The 13,477-nt window shown below is 48.8% G+C and carries 13 protein-coding genes; 8 read left to right on the plus strand and 5 right to left on the minus strand.

Translation table 11 applies throughout. The features are described from left to right. From AB1756_05405 to hfq, 4 genes are all read left to right on the plus strand, one after another. The coding region (locus AB1756_05405) for a hypothetical protein (protein MEW5806765.1) at positions 1-608 on the plus strand (608 nt) is incomplete at its 5' end. Positions 609-840: 232 nt separating this feature from the next. After that, on the plus strand, positions 841-1,149 hold the full coding sequence (locus tag AB1756_05410) for a hypothetical protein (GenBank protein ID MEW5806766.1): 309 nt from the start codon (positions 841-843) through the stop codon (positions 1,147-1,149). A 52-nt stretch (positions 1,150-1,201) separates the two neighbouring features. Beyond that, on the plus strand, positions 1,202-2,161 hold the full coding sequence (gene miaA, locus AB1756_05415) for a tRNA (adenosine(37)-N6)-dimethylallyltransferase MiaA (GenBank protein ID MEW5806767.1): 960 nt from the start codon (positions 1,202-1,204) through the stop codon (positions 2,159-2,161). A gap of 34 nt (positions 2,162-2,195) precedes the next feature. Then, positions 2,196-2,426, plus strand: coding sequence for an RNA chaperone Hfq (hfq, locus tag AB1756_05420; GenBank protein MEW5806768.1), 231 nt, complete (start codon positions 2,196-2,198; stop codon positions 2,424-2,426). 21 nt (positions 2,427-2,447) lie between these two features. On the opposite strand, the gene AB1756_05425 is transcribed toward hfq, so the two are convergent. Beyond that, a complete protein-coding gene (locus tag AB1756_05425) occupies positions 2,448-3,884 on the minus strand; it encodes a PilT/PilU family type 4a pilus ATPase (GenBank protein ID MEW5806769.1) in 1,437 nt (478 codons plus the stop codon). A gap of 185 nt (positions 3,885-4,069) precedes the next feature. On the opposite strand from AB1756_05425, the gene AB1756_05430 reads away from it, so the two are divergent. Further along, entirely contained in the window at positions 4,070-4,678 is a 609-nt protein-coding gene (locus AB1756_05430; GenBank protein MEW5806770.1) for a CDP-alcohol phosphatidyltransferase family protein, read from the plus strand. 76 nt (positions 4,679-4,754) lie between these two features. Further along, positions 4,755-7,139 (plus strand): endonuclease MutS2, encoded by a 2,385-nt coding sequence (locus tag AB1756_05435; protein MEW5806771.1) that lies wholly within the window; start codon positions 4,755-4,757, stop codon positions 7,137-7,139. Positions 7,140-7,152: 13 nt separating this feature from the next. Here the strand turns inward: AB1756_05435 and AB1756_05440 are convergent, their stop codons facing one another. From AB1756_05440 to AB1756_05455, 4 genes are read right to left on the minus strand one after another with little or no spacing between them, the layout of a single operon-like run. Continuing rightward, complete coding sequence (locus AB1756_05440; protein MEW5806772.1) at positions 7,153-7,629, minus strand: NYN domain-containing protein; 477 nt, start codon at positions 7,627-7,629, stop codon at positions 7,153-7,155. Positions 7,630-7,646: 17 nt separating this feature from the next. Beyond that, on the minus strand, positions 7,647-9,122 hold the full coding sequence (locus tag AB1756_05445) for a DnaJ domain-containing protein (protein MEW5806773.1): 1,476 nt from the start codon (positions 9,120-9,122) through the stop codon (positions 7,647-7,649). Next, positions 9,119-10,558, minus strand: coding sequence for a tetratricopeptide repeat protein (locus tag AB1756_05450; GenBank protein ID MEW5806774.1), 1,440 nt, complete (start codon positions 10,556-10,558; stop codon positions 9,119-9,121). Before AB1756_05450 ends, AB1756_05445 begins: the two co-directional genes overlap by 4 nt. Further along, positions 10,555-11,202: a hypothetical protein gene (locus AB1756_05455; GenBank protein ID MEW5806775.1), complete on the minus strand. Its 648-nt coding sequence runs from the start codon at positions 11,200-11,202 to the stop codon at positions 10,555-10,557. Before AB1756_05455 ends, AB1756_05450 begins: the two co-directional genes overlap by 4 nt. A 193-nt stretch (positions 11,203-11,395) precedes the next feature. Here AB1756_05455 and nadB point away from each other — a divergent pair, with 193 nt between their 5' ends. Together nadB and AB1756_05465 are read left to right on the plus strand one after the other, a co-directional pair. Then, positions 11,396-12,979 (plus strand): L-aspartate oxidase, encoded by a 1,584-nt coding sequence (nadB, locus tag AB1756_05460; protein MEW5806776.1) that lies wholly within the window; start codon positions 11,396-11,398, stop codon positions 12,977-12,979. Positions 12,980-13,152: 173 nt separating this feature from the next. Continuing rightward, on the plus strand, positions 13,153-13,477 hold a 325-nt coding region (locus AB1756_05465; GenBank protein ID MEW5806777.1), incomplete at its 3' end, for a hypothetical protein.

The raw sequence follows: 13,477 nt of genomic DNA on the forward strand, positions 1-13,477 counted from the left end.
TCGGCATGGTTTCAGAGAGTAGCCCTGCAAGATTCCCGCTTTCATCACGGATCGTCCTCTTCAACTATTTCGGTGGTGACATCTTCCCTGCCGAGGAGATCAAGTTAATCCCCGGGGACAAGTTCTTATTCCATCTGGATGATTCCGCTGCGATCGATTATCTTGAGAGGAAACCGCCGATGAAAGGAGCATCCGACGACCGCTATTCCAGCAACTATGCCTGGGAGGTGACGAAGAGCAGGGAAGAGCTCGAAAAGACGATCAACCAGAAAATCCCGATCGGCAGCCTCGCAGACCTTCAGGAAGTCAGAAAAGGAAGATCGGGACGGATCATCGAGATGAGATTTTCCGGAAGCGCAGGCGAGTTCACCGTGAAGGGGCTCAACATCCGCAACGCCCTCCAGCTAAAGGATACCCTCTTCACGATGCACAAGAAGCAAGGTTCTGACGGAACGTTGCTCTCCGTGACATTTTCCGGGAAGGGATGGGGGCACGGAGTCGGGCTATGCCAGGTGGGTGCCTACGGGATGGCAATCCGCGGCAAGACCTATGAAGAAATCCTCAAATGGTATTACACTGGAATCGACCTGATAAGAGCCTACGATTGAAGAGATGTTTCTTCAAGGTAACAAGCATTTAGTTGCATCATGCGACCAGCACGGAATCTTCGGATTTGATTTTCTGTGGTCATGGAACCTATATTTAAAAGAGGGGTCATGTTGGCCGGGAGGAGTGACAGGGCGAAGGTCAGGCTTCTTGGACTGATCGTCGTTCTGATCCTCTCTTTCCTTTTCATCTTGCTGAGATATCTTTTGCAGACAGGATGAATGGAGTTTGACGATGTCAAACTTTCTGATGAAGGCGGGGATCTTCGTCCTGGCGTGCAATGCTATATTCCTTCTCATCGATACATTCCTTTTCAAAGAGAGGAGCGTCTTAAACGACTTCATCGATGACATCTTCTATGGCGGCGCTGGATTGCTGGCGGCGGGAGTTCTTGTAAAGGTCCTTGGCAGCGGGATCAGCGCGATTTCCATAAAGAGATGCCCGAGATGCGGGAAACCAGTGGAGAAGAACTCAATATATTGTGAGACTCATCTTAAAGAGACCATCAACGAGTACCAGGACCAGCTCCATAACGCTAAGTGATCTTGTATTCTTTGCTATATTCAGGGAATTAACACAGAAGCCAAGGGACTCAATGTCCTCCGATACACTCATCATTATCGTGGGTCCGACCGCATCCGGGAAGAGCCGCCTCGCGCTATTCCTTGCTCAGAGATTGAATGCCGAGATCATCAGCGTCGACTCCATCCAGGTCTACCGCAGGCTGAACATCGGAACGGCAAAACCGGATATAAATGTGCTAAAGCAGATCCCCCATCACATGATAGATGTGGCAGAGCCAGGGGATGATTTTTCCCTGGGCCATTTTGTGAGGAGCGCAGAGAGGATCATCCAGGAGATCTGGAAGAGGAGAAAATTGCCGCTTCTTGTTGGCGGGACGGGACTCTATCTCCGGGGACTCCTCAAGGGGATCTTCGAGGCACCAGCAAGAGATGAAGAGATCAGGAAATCACTCAGAATGCTGGCGGAAGAGAAGGGGATAGAGCACCTTCATTCTCTACTACATGAAGTTGACCCCGCGAGCGCTCGGAGGATATCCGGGCACGATTCTCAGAGGATCATAAGGGCTCTCGAACTGCACCGGAAGACGAAGAAAACGATGAGCGAGCTGATCCAGGAGAAAAGTTTTGGGCAGGATCGATACGCGAGTGTCAAAGTGGGAGTCAATACTAAAAGGGCCAGGCTTTACAGGAATATCGAAGAGAGGGTTGAGGAATTTTATAAGAATGGTCTTGTTGAAGAAGTGCGGTCCCTTCTGGAATCAGGCGTCGATCCGGAATGCAAGGCTTTTAATGCAGTCGGCTATCGTGAGACCGTATCCTATCTAAGGGGAGAAATTGATCGCGATAAGATGATCGCACTGGTGAAAAGAAACACGAAGAGATTTGCAAAGCGACAGATGACCTGGTTCCGCAAGGAAGAGAACATTCAATGGTTTTTTTACGAGAATGATGTCTCCGAAACATCAGCAGAGATCCTTGATTTCATAAAGGGGAAGCTGCGCAATAAATATTTACAAAATCAAAAAGTGTAGTATAATCAGGAAAAATTTCCAGGATGGAGGTTAGATGAGCAACGAAGGCATAAGCATACAGAATGATTTTTTCAATCAGGCAAGGAAAGAAAAGCTGAGAATAACCGTCTTTCTGAACAATGGAAATAAGATCACGGGGAGAATCAAAAGTTTCGATAAGTTCACTCTCATCCTGGATGGAGAAAATGGGGAGCAAATGGTCTTTAAACATGCCATCTCGACGATCACGACGACAAAACGCCCCTCTTCCAAAAACGAACAGTAGAAGCCGGATACCAGCCGACGGTCAGCGCCTGAAGATCCCCTTGCCCCCTTCTTTTTCCTGCTGTTGCTGCGATAGCTCTCTGATCCGGTTCTGAAGCCTTTCAATCTTTCCTTCTAACTCTGTCCTTATTATGTTGATTTGCTCCTTGAGCCGCTCGTTTTCCTCCCTGAGCCGGCTGCTTTCCCCTTCGTAGCCTGACATCATCGAGGCCTTTCGGGACAGTTCCTCCTCGAGCATGGCAATCCTCTCATTCTTGGAAGCCATTTCCACTCGATGCTTCTCTTCCTGCTCCTCGTAGAGCTTTTTGATCTCCTGCAGTTCAAGGATTTTGGAGAAGTCTGAAAGAGATTCAACCATGGTCTCACCTCCGGATTCTGTCATCCGTTCTTTCGAAAAAAGATATTTCCTTAACATGAGGTCTAAATCCTCAGGGCTAATACTAGAGGAAAGAGCGGTTTCCAACGTGATGGCAGCGTTGAGGACGAGTGCGGCCAGTGACTGGTTCATCGTCTGCATCCTCAGGAAGGAAACGGAGTTCTCCATCTCCCGTTCGATCTCGACGATGTTTCCCTCTTCGATCAGTTTCTGGATGCGCGGTGTTGCCTTCATGATCTCCACGGCCGCGACCAGACCCTTGCCGTCTTTCCTCTCCACCAGGTTCAGTGAGATGACCCCCTTAAGTACCTGGCTGAGTTGCTGTCTTATCTGCCTGTGTTGATCGGGCGGGAAGGTGTCGATCAGGCGGTCGATTGTTTGCGCGGCGCTGTTCGTGTGGAGGGTGCTGAAGACGAGATGCCCGGTCTCGGCAGCAGTCAGAACGGTCGACATGGTTTCAACATCCCGCATTTCTCCCACCATGATGACGTCGGGGTCCTGCCGCAATGCATTCCTCAGGGCATCATGGAAACTCTTCGTGTCGCTCCCTACTTCTCTCTGAGTGACAGAGGCAAGGCTATCCCTGATCAGGAACTCAATAGGATCCTCGATTGTAACAATATGGACGGGTTGTGAGTCAGAGATAAGCTTCAAGAGGGAGGCAAGCGTCGAGGACTTTCCGGAGCCCGTTGGGCCAGTGACGAGGATGAGTCCCATTGGAAGAAACGCAAATTCTTTGATGACTTCCGGCAAGCCCCAGTCATCGGTTGTTGGGAAATCGATCGGGACTCTGCGGAAGACCGAGCTCAGCGTTCCCCTCTGGAAGTAAATGGAGGTCCTGAATCGGGAGACTCCGGGCAGGGAATAACCGAATTCGAGGTAGAGATTGTCCTCCAGAAAGCGTTTCTGCCTCTCTGTGAGGATTATGTACAACATTTCCTTGATCAGGTCGGGGATAAGGGGGTCTGTCTTAATGGGAACGAGCCTTCCTTTGATGCGGAGGAGTGGTGGCCTCATTGGCTTGATATGAAGATCCGAAGCACCCTGCCTCACCATGAATTTAAGAAGTTCATCGATGTTCATACCCTCTCATCTCGCTTCATCGATTCAAGATGCCAATTTCATTTTTCACTATTTTATAACCAAGTAAGGATGAAATAAAAGAAAATTTTGGTCGCCATACAAATGATTTGACTTGCTTTCTCTCTTATAATATAAATTAGAAAATTTTTGCAGAAATTAGATTCATTTATTTAGGATCGAAAAAATTGGGTATTACATTCAAGAGGATATTATCGAATCTGACGTTCGCGAATCAATTGACCTTTCTCCGCCTCATCCTGATCCCATTCCTCGTGATCTCCATTCTTAACAACAGGTTCGGGTTGGCTCTCTCACTCTTCATCTGGGCTGCCATGACGGATATCCTTGATGGACTTGTGGCAAGATACCTGAAGCAGAATACGGCCCTCGGCACGCTTCTCGATCCTATTGCCGACAAGCTGCTGATGACGATCTCCTTTATCATCCTCACTCTTCCCGATAATCCGCGTATCTTCCCGAAATTCGATATGGTGAACCATGTCCCACTCTGGCTCACCATCCTCATCATCTGGCGCGATATTATGATTGTAATAACCTGCTTCATGATCTATCTCATCTATCAGATCAAGAAGTTTCCCCCCACCTTCTGGGGAAAGATAACGACATTCTCTGAATCCATCACCGTGGGGCTCTTTCTTCTGTTCAACTGCGTGGAGCGCGAATCATCTGCGACCATCCCCGTTGCCGTATGGGTCACCTGCGGATTGATCGTTCTCTCCGGATTCCACTATCTTTACAGGACCAATCGCTTCATAAAAGAAGGCTTCAAATAGTTGCTCGCAATGATATTCCTGGCGACTGAACCCTTGAATTGACAGAAGTGGTGTTTTTATATAGATTTTGAATGCTATGGAAAAAGAGCTGAAAGAGTATTCGTTGCGGGTTCTGGAGTATGATGAGCTCAAGATGCTGCTCGCTTCCTATGCCCTGACGCCGATCGGCATGAAAAGGATAGGTCAACTGGAGCCGATCTTCGAAAAGAGCCTGATCCAGGAGGAATTGAACAGGGTAACAGAGGCGGTCCATTTCCATCACAGGGAAGGAGCCTTTCCCATTTCTAATGCTAAGGACCCCGAAGAGATAATCAAGAAACTGAAGATAGAGGATACCATACTGAATGGGCTCGAAGTCTATTCTCTTCTCTCGATTCTGAAGGCAGGCGTCCAGGTGAGGAAGCTGATCCCCAAACTCGGTAAGCTGAGCTACTATCTCCTCTCGAGATTTTTTTCGACTCTTCCGGAGCTTCAGTCCATCGTCAAAGAGATAGATGGCAATGTCACCGAAAAGGGAAATATAGAGAGTTCTGCCAGCAAGGAGCTCTATCAGATCCGGAAGAAGATCGCAAAGTTGAAGGAGAGGATCAAGGAGCGCCTGGATGAAATGATGTTCAAGCCGGGAGCAGACAGAATCATTCAGGATGAATACATCACAATCAGGAGCGGGCGGTATGTCATTCCCGTCAGAACGGATGCCCCATTCCCGGTGAAGGGAATCATTCACGGAACCTCATCTACCGGCCATACAATCTTCGTGGAGCCTATATCCACGGTCGATATGAACAACGAGATCATCAAATTGACGGAAGAGGAGACAGTGGAGATTGAGAAGATCCTGAAGAGGTACACATATCTCTTCAGAACTCACCTCGACGAGATCAAGATAACCGAACAGATCATCGCGGAAGTGGATCTGCTGAACGCCAGGGCAAAGTTTGCCATCGATTACCGGTGTACTTCTCCGGATATAGATTCCGGCGGCGTTCTCAGGCTTGTCGATGCACGGCACCCGCTTCTCGAGAAGTTCCTGCTTGGCTCCAGGGGAACGATAGTACCGATCAGCGCCGAACTCGGCGCCAGAGAAAGGGCTATGATCATCAGCGGACCCAACGCAGGAGGGAAAACAGTAGCGCTGAAGACGATCGGACTGCTGGTGCTAATGGCTCAATCGGGGATGCATGTCCCGGCCGAGGAGATGCAGCTTCCCATCTTCAAGCAGGTGCTCGCTGACATTGGAGACCAGCAGTCCATCTCCGCCAGCCTGAGTACATTCTCCGCTCACATCGATACTGTATCGAAGATGGCCAAAGCCGTCACCGATTCCTCGCTCATCCTCATCGATGAGATAGGAACGGGAACGGATCCGGCAGAAGGAACGGCGCTTGCCCTTTCCATCATCGAGTATTTCAAGAGAAAAGGTGCGCTCATCGCCGTCACGACACATCATGGTGGTCTGAAGATCTACGGATACAAAACGGAAGGTGTCCTCAACGCAGCGGTCGAGTTCGATGAGAAGACCTTCAAGCCCACTTACAGGCTGATCATGGGGGCGGCAGGAGCTTCGAGCGGGATCAACGTGGCGAGACAACTGGGGCTGGATGACGAGATTGTCGAGGGAGCAAAACGTTACATCGGCGAAGCGGCCGCCGAAGCCGAAGATTATCTGACGAAACTGCGCAGTCTCACCGTTTCCGTCGAAAAGAAAAAGTATGAACTCGAAGAGAGGATAAAGGAACTGGAAGCCGATCGGAAGAAGCTTGATGCAGACTTCAAGAAGAAAGAAGCGGAAACGAAGGAAAAATTCAACAAAGAGCTCTCCGCGCTGATCGCCCAGTTTCGGTCTGAAGCGGACATGCTTTTGGGCGACCTGAAGGAGAAAAGGGATCAGTTAAAGCTGGACAGGGAACGAATGAAGAAAGAGAAGCTACTCCGTGAGAAAATAGAATCGGCCTTTGTCAAGAAGAAATTTGAAGAGATGAAGCCTCTCTCGCTTGGGTCCATCAAAGCTGGGAGCCGGGTCCTCATCCAGTCACTCGGTCTGGAAGCGGTTGTGGAATCTGTACGGCCGGATGGAATGCTGGAAGTTTCTGTCGGAAAGAGGATCCTGAAGGTGGGAATGAATGACTGCGCCGTCGTTGGAGAGGCGCTACTCGAGGAGAACCGTGTGAAAAAGCCTCCAGAATCCGTCAGTGTGAGGATTGCCGAGAAGGCTATCTCGCGGGAGATCAACGTCATCGGAAAGAGGGTTGAAGAAGCTCTCGATGAGATTGATAAGTACTTGGATGATGCTTTTCTGGCGGGGCACCGTGAACTACGTGTGATCCATGGGATCGGAAAGGGAAGACTGAAACAGGCCATTCATGAGATGCTCAAAGATCATCCCCACGTCTCTTCCTACCGGACGGGAGCGCCGCAGGAAGGAGGCGATGGAGCCACCATCATTACCCTGAAAGATTGATTGAAAAAACTTTCTAAATCTTTCTGTTTCTGGGGTCATTGAAGTATTGAACCCATTTATCCACCTCTTCTTTCTCCAGCTTTGGCTCAAGCTTGCTCTTACGGAGAGTCTTTAAGCTTTCCATCTTTTTCCTGAATTGATGACACTTCATCACATTCGCCTTCAGATGCTTCGCCCTGTCTGTCAGGCTTTTGTCGGAGCTCACGAGGATGAAAGAGGCAGGATCAGGAGATTTACTGATGATTTTGAGGATCAGAGAATCGGCATCTTCCTTCTGTCCTGCGAAGAGGATCTCCAGCCCTCCCAGCGCTAGATGCTCGCGGCTCACATCCTCGTTGGGGAGGCCGTCAAATACGACGATGAGCGTTGCTTCCCTTTCCTTCTGGAAGACAAGAAGTTCTTTGATGAGAATCTTTCGGGAATGCGGGGACTTCAGGTTGATCTCTTTGGGATGCCCTATAAGGTTATTGCCATCAATAATGTATGGCATGCATGACTCTTACTGTATCATTTCTGTCCGCTGGTGTTCTTTTCCAATTCTTTCAACTCGAAAGCGACAATGGAGTTGTTGGGTTCCCATTCCAGAGCGCTCTTCAGCATGTTTCGGGCTTCTGGTATTTTACCACACTTCTTATAGAGGATACCTATCTCCAGATAAGCTTCCGCCAGCGTAGGATTCATTGTGATTGCTTTTTTAAGATTCTCTATTGCCATGGAGCGAAGACGTGGATTCTTTGCCTGTGTCATTCCAAGGAAGAAAAAATGTTCCCATCGCGTTGGGTCGAGAGAGACGGCATTCTCGAGGAATCTCAACGCTTCGGGGTATTTCTCTTGCATGTAAAGCTTCTTACCTTTGAAGAAGTTTCCCTTTGCCAGAGTTGGATTGTCCAGCTTCTCCGCGGCGTCGGCGGCTGGCTGCTCCGCCTCACCGAAGATCTCTTCTTCGTATCTTTTCCTTGTCTGCTCATTGGAGAGGGTGTTGTAAGCCTCGGTAATCCTTGCGAAGAGGCTCTCTATTAAAGGCCTGATCTCGCTCATCGATTCTTTCTGGAAGTGATCAGGGTGAATCTCGCGGGCAAGCTTGTAGTAACTGTTTTTCACCTCTTCCGCGCTGGAATGCCTCTGAACGCCAAGTAGCTGGAAGAAGTTGCTCCTGGCATGCTTTTCGTACAATTCGAAATAATGCTTCTTAGCCTCAACGTCCTCGTCCGACTCCTCTGCTGGCTGAGTCTCCGTCGGGGCCCCTGTTTCATGCGCCTTTGCTTCCGGAGCCGATGCAGCTTTATCTTTCAATTCCAGGATGCCGAGAAGGGCGAGAACTGTTAGATTTCTTAAAGTCTCTTCGGGAGGATCGGGGAAGATCCTCAGAATGTCCCTCAGTTTCGTAGTTCCGTCGATCAGCCGCAGGGTCCTCTTTTCGGGTTCATTCAGATCCGCGTTCTTCAGTTTCTCTTCCGCGGCAGGTGTGAATTGAGGATAACGAGTCTCTTTCCCGATGATGAGCTTGTATTCGATGACGGAGGCATGGTTCCTGTAATAATCCTGGACGAGAGATTTCGGCGATATCCGGGTTAGGGTTTTTCCAGTGAGGTTGGCTCTCCCTTCGGAGAACGCCATCATCCCGGCGATCTTGAAACAGGATGTCACGATTCTCGCGATGAGGTTTCTTGCTTCCATGGCCGCCTTCTCTTCCGAGATTAGCCCGGCGTTGATCAAACGATGCACCGTCTCTTCGGAGATTGAAGGCTCATGCATGAAGCTGACAGCATGGCTCTTGTCAATGATACCCGAATCAACCAGGTGATTGAGAAACCATTCAGTCCGGATATTGGAAACAGCGTGACAGATCTTCCCATCTTCGAAGCAGACAACCTTTTTGACCTTCTGAAATTCAACAGTGAGAATGCCGTTCTTCTTTGTTTCCTCAATTTCGAGGAGTTTTAAAGCGAATTTCCCCTCTTTGGATATTTCTAAAGCCATCATTCACCCTTCGATGACAGAAATTCTTTCCATGCTACAATGAGATCGTCGGCGGATACACCTGTGACCTGTGCCAGCGCATTTCCTATATCCGTTCCCCTCCCAAGCTCATCGAGGATAAGCAGAATGGCATGGAACGAATATCTCTTCTCGATAAAGGAAGTGAAGGAAAGAGATAAAGGATAATCCAGGTTCTCTGAAAGAGAATCGAAATCAGTCTCCCCGATCTTCTCCTTTATCGTTTTGAATAATGGAGCACCTTTCCCCTCGATGATCTGGGCGATTCCCTCGTGGAGCCATCTTGGGCAGTTCCCATTGGTCCGGGAGTAGATAAAGGCGTGGGCAAGCTCATGGAGAAGCATCTGTTTGGCTCTCCTTGTGAGAGTATCGAGACCCCCGACGGGTATCCTGATCTTTCCATCGAAGAGCCCTCCAACCCATTTCGGTGATTCCGTGATATCGTAGAAAGCCGTCTCTGGATAGAGGATAACGGAAATGGTCATCTGCGGATAATGACTGAATCTCAAGGCGAGATCGTTGTAACTCTCCTCGAGAAAGGCGATGATGTCGTCACCTATATGCGAATGCTTCTCCCCATCGAACATCAGCGTGAAGTGTGACCCATTAGACTTATGGTAACGTTCTGAGAGGATAAGCTCTTTCCTTGCCCTGTCGATCTTCTTCGAGATCTTCTCGTTGGGCTCAATCTGGATGGCTCTCTCCCATTCCGAGATTGCCTCCTGAATATCATCCATCATGTATCGAATCTCCCCCAGAATATCGTGGAGAAGAGGGTTATCGGGGTGTTCAAGCATAGCTTCATGGATGTAAGACTGCGCTTGCCTGTAATCTCCCGTCATCATGAGTGAGGATGCCATGTTTATCTTCGGAGGAAGAAATCCGGAGTCCTGCGCGATGGCTCTTGAGTAATAAGAGATGGCCATCTCGTAATTTTTATTGTCGAAGAAACGATTTCCGATTTTCGTGAATATCTCGGCGATCTGTAGCCTGACTTCTCCGTTGTCAGAAACCGTTCTGGCGATGAGATGGAGGTTTTGCGCCCGTCTGTCAAGTTCCTCGATCTCCTTCTGAAAGGAGCCTGGGTCAGCAGATGGAGATTTCGTTTCCTGGTTGTGATTCACTTCTCGCGACGAGATGATGTCGTCCTTCACGATCCTGGAGACTTCGCTTGCAGGAATCCCGTAGGTTCCCCCGTATCCGGTATACCTTAGCTCGCTTCCTTCATACCACCAGTTTCCGGTATGGATTTTCCCTCCATTCTTGAGGAAAATGGTATCAGCTAGGGCAAAGGCGGACACGACCAGGAGTAATAAGAGTAGAAAAGCTCTTCTTCTTTTTGACCTTCTCAAAGTTTCAGATTCGAGGCAATTCGCTTCAGGACGAGTCATTATAAGGAATACCTTTTCAAGATGATTCATTTTAAGATGATGCTTTCCCTCAGTTTAGATATAGAAGTGACCATCGGCCGGTTCCCTGTACCCGTGAAGTATTCGGGAATCTGCAACCTGCCTGCTTCTGCCTCGCTACGGCTCGTGTAGATTCCCATGCAGAGCTTGTAACAGGTCATCTCTTTGTATCTGCACTTCACGTAGAAAAGCTTATCTGTTCCTCTAACGTTCTTGAAGGCTCTTAAGATTGTCTGCCTCTGGCATGCGATAAGAAGCTGGATCGTGTAATCGTTCTGGACTTCACCGGAGGTCATTAATCTTCCCCATTCCCGGGCAGCCAGATCGATATTGCCTGAAATGTGAAACTCTCTCCCTCTTTTCAGCGGCGATGCTTCTTCGGATTTTTCTATTCGATCGCTGCTGATTCTTCTTTCCTTGCTTTCTGATTCACCTTTCTCGACTGAAGAATCGGGCTCGACAGCAAGAGTTTCCGGTTTCTCTCCTTCTTTTAAAGGTTCTTCGTATCTGGCGATTTCTTCGAGGATTGTCTGCTTAGCTTCCATCTTTGCCATCCGAGAACCAGGTGACGGGCTGGAGAATTTAAGGATGGCAGCGAAAACGATGATGGCTGCCGTGACGAACGATATGACCAGAGATGGGTAAAACCCGCGCATATCTTCTTTTTTCTTCTCGAATTCCACAGGTTCACCGGTCTTTCATCGAATAAAACTCTCTAAAAATATATATCCTGCTCCCTTAAAAATCTACTGAGTGATATTCTGTTATGAAAAGCTTGATGTTATGCTAAAATCTTTTCCAGTTAAGCTTCATGACCGACCGATAATTTGAGAATCGGGATTCCCTGAAATGAAGATAGAGAAAGCAGATTATGTCATCGTGGGCAGCGGGCTTGCAGGCCTCCGTGCCGCCATCCAGATCGCATCGGCTGGCTTTTCCGTCGCTCTCCTCATGAAAGATGGCCCCCTCGACAGCAGCAGCGAGCACGCTCAAGGAGGGATTGCCGCTGCTTTGAGCGACGAGGATGAGGTTGGGTTGCACTACGTGGATACGATCAACGCCGGCGACGGCCTCTCAAATGAGGAAGCCGTTCGGGTTATGGTCGAGGAAGGTCCAAAGTATATAACGGAACTGATCGAGTGGGGAACCGAGTTTGACAGGGAAGGAACGAGGCTCGCCTTCACTATGGAAGCTGCACACAGCAAAAGGAGAATTCTACACGCCCATGGAGATGCCACAGGGAGAGAGATCGTCAGAGCACTTCTGAAAAAAGCATCATTCTTCGAGAAGATAAAATTCTACCAGAGAACTTTTTCCATAGACCTCATCATCGAAAATGGAGCATGCATAGGTCTATATTTCATTGAGGAAGGGAATAGTGAGATCAGATCGATTCTCACAAAGGGGGTCCTCTTGGCGACCGGGGGAGCTGGAATGGTTTACAGGGAAACTACAAATCCACCACAGGCAACTGGGGATGGGATGGCCATCGCCTATCTGGCCGGCGCCGAGATGATGGACATGGAGTTCGTTCAGTTCCATCCGACCTCGCTCTATCTTCCCGACACTCCGAGATTCCTCCTCTCGGAATCACTGAGAGGAGAGGGGGCTTATCTGAGAAATATGGAATACAAGCGCTTCATGGAGGATTATCATCCAAAGAAGGAGCTCGCACCGAGAGACGTGGTCTCGCGGTCCATCATAATGGAGCTGGAAAAGACGAAGACATCCAGGATCTATCTTGACATCTCTCATCTTCCCGCGTCCTATCTGAGAGATAGATTCCCGAGAATATTCAACACATGCCTCACTTACGGCATTGACATATCGAAGGATTTGATCCCGGTACACCCGAGCGCTCATTACTTCATGGGTGGCGTTAAAACGGACCTCTGCGGAAGAACTTCTATAAGGGGACTATACGCGGCGGGTGAAGTTGCATGCACTGGAGTCCATGGAGCCAACCGGCTTGCGAGCAACTCGCTTCTTGAAGGGCTTGTCTTCGGCGCAAGAGCGGGTGAGACGATGCTAAAAGATTTGAAGGGAAAGGAGACGCCGGAAGGAACATCAGCGAAGCTTCATTCGCTTTCATTCGACGAAGCCGATGCCGGATCGGTCTTCACGAATGTGCGAGATTGCACCTGGAGGAAGGTGGGGATCATCAGAAACGGGGAAAGGCTTAAAGCAGCCATCGAGGAACTCGATGCTTTAGGCTCACAACTTCGCCGTACGAATATGTCTCGAAGAGGGCTCGAAGCAAGGAACGTCCTGATCGTTGCGAAGCTCATTGCCAGTGCCGCCCTGAAGCGTGAAGAAAGCAGGGGAGGCCACTGCCGTTCCGACTTTCCCTCGAGAGACGATGCCCATTGGAAAGTTCACTCCATTCAGAGGATTGACGAGCCTTCATACTCCACTCTTAAAGCTCAGCTTTAAATCGGCTCTCGCGTCAACATGCCCAAAATTTTTCTTGACATCTCATTTTCTTCTGATGTATAAATCAACCCAGATCGGGAGGTTTAATAGGCATCGCTTACTCATGAGCCTCTAGGCTTTGATGACTCATGTTTGAGGCTCTTTTCAAAGATGGCTTCTAACGGGAGGGTAAGATGAAAAATCCATTCAATCATTACCGGTCAACTTGCAGGCATGGACACCTATCCACATACCTACTTACACACCTACCTATATACATACACATATACATCATGAAAGCAGTTCTCTTGATTGTTTTTCTTCTTTTTTTCCATATATCTTTTCCTGCAGATAATGAGATTGAGTCATTGATATTGAAATCATTTCCTGTGGAGATTGATCCAAAAAAAGAGGTCTCAAAGGTCTTAAGGGGAAATGCCCTGCCATTGACTTTGAATGATCAGGTTCCTTTCAATGGGATTCCCCACAAGTTTGTCAATACAACGGTCGGGAATCTCA

Source organism: Acidobacteriota bacterium (genome assembly GCA_040752675.1).
In the GTDB taxonomy this organism is placed as follows: Bacteria; Acidobacteriota; Polarisedimenticolia; order JBFMGF01; family JBFMGF01; genus JBFMGF01.

Bases quoted from the DNA above. Each gene is read 5' to 3' on its own strand.
- AB1756_05410 (MEW5806766.1), top strand. From the start codon at position 841: ATGTCAAACTTTCTGATGAAGGCGGGGATCTTCGTCCTGGCGTGCAAT.
- miaA (MEW5806767.1), top strand. From the start codon at position 1,202: ATGTCCTCCGATACACTCATCATTATCGTGGGTCCGACCGCATCCGGG.
- hfq (MEW5806768.1), top strand. From the start codon at position 2,196: ATGAGCAACGAAGGCATAAGCATACAGAATGATTTTTTCAATCAGGCA.
- AB1756_05425 (MEW5806769.1), bottom strand. From the start codon at position 3,884: ATGAACATCGATGAACTTCTTAAATTCATGGTGAGGCAGGGTGCTTCG.
- AB1756_05435 (MEW5806771.1), top strand. From the start codon at position 4,755: ATGGAAAAAGAGCTGAAAGAGTATTCGTTGCGGGTTCTGGAGTATGAT.
- AB1756_05440 (MEW5806772.1), bottom strand. From the start codon at position 7,629: ATGCCATACATTATTGATGGCAATAACCTTATAGGGCATCCCAAAGAG.
- AB1756_05445 (MEW5806773.1), bottom strand. From the start codon at position 9,122: ATGATGGCTTTAGAAATATCCAAAGAGGGGAAATTCGCTTTAAAACTC.
- AB1756_05450 (MEW5806774.1), bottom strand. From the start codon at position 10,558: ATGAATCATCTTGAAAAGGTATTCCTTATAATGACTCGTCCTGAAGCG.
- AB1756_05455 (MEW5806775.1), bottom strand. From the start codon at position 11,202: ATGCGCGGGTTTTACCCATCTCTGGTCATATCGTTCGTCACGGCAGCC.
- nadB (MEW5806776.1), top strand. From the start codon at position 11,396: ATGAAGATAGAGAAAGCAGATTATGTCATCGTGGGCAGCGGGCTTGCA.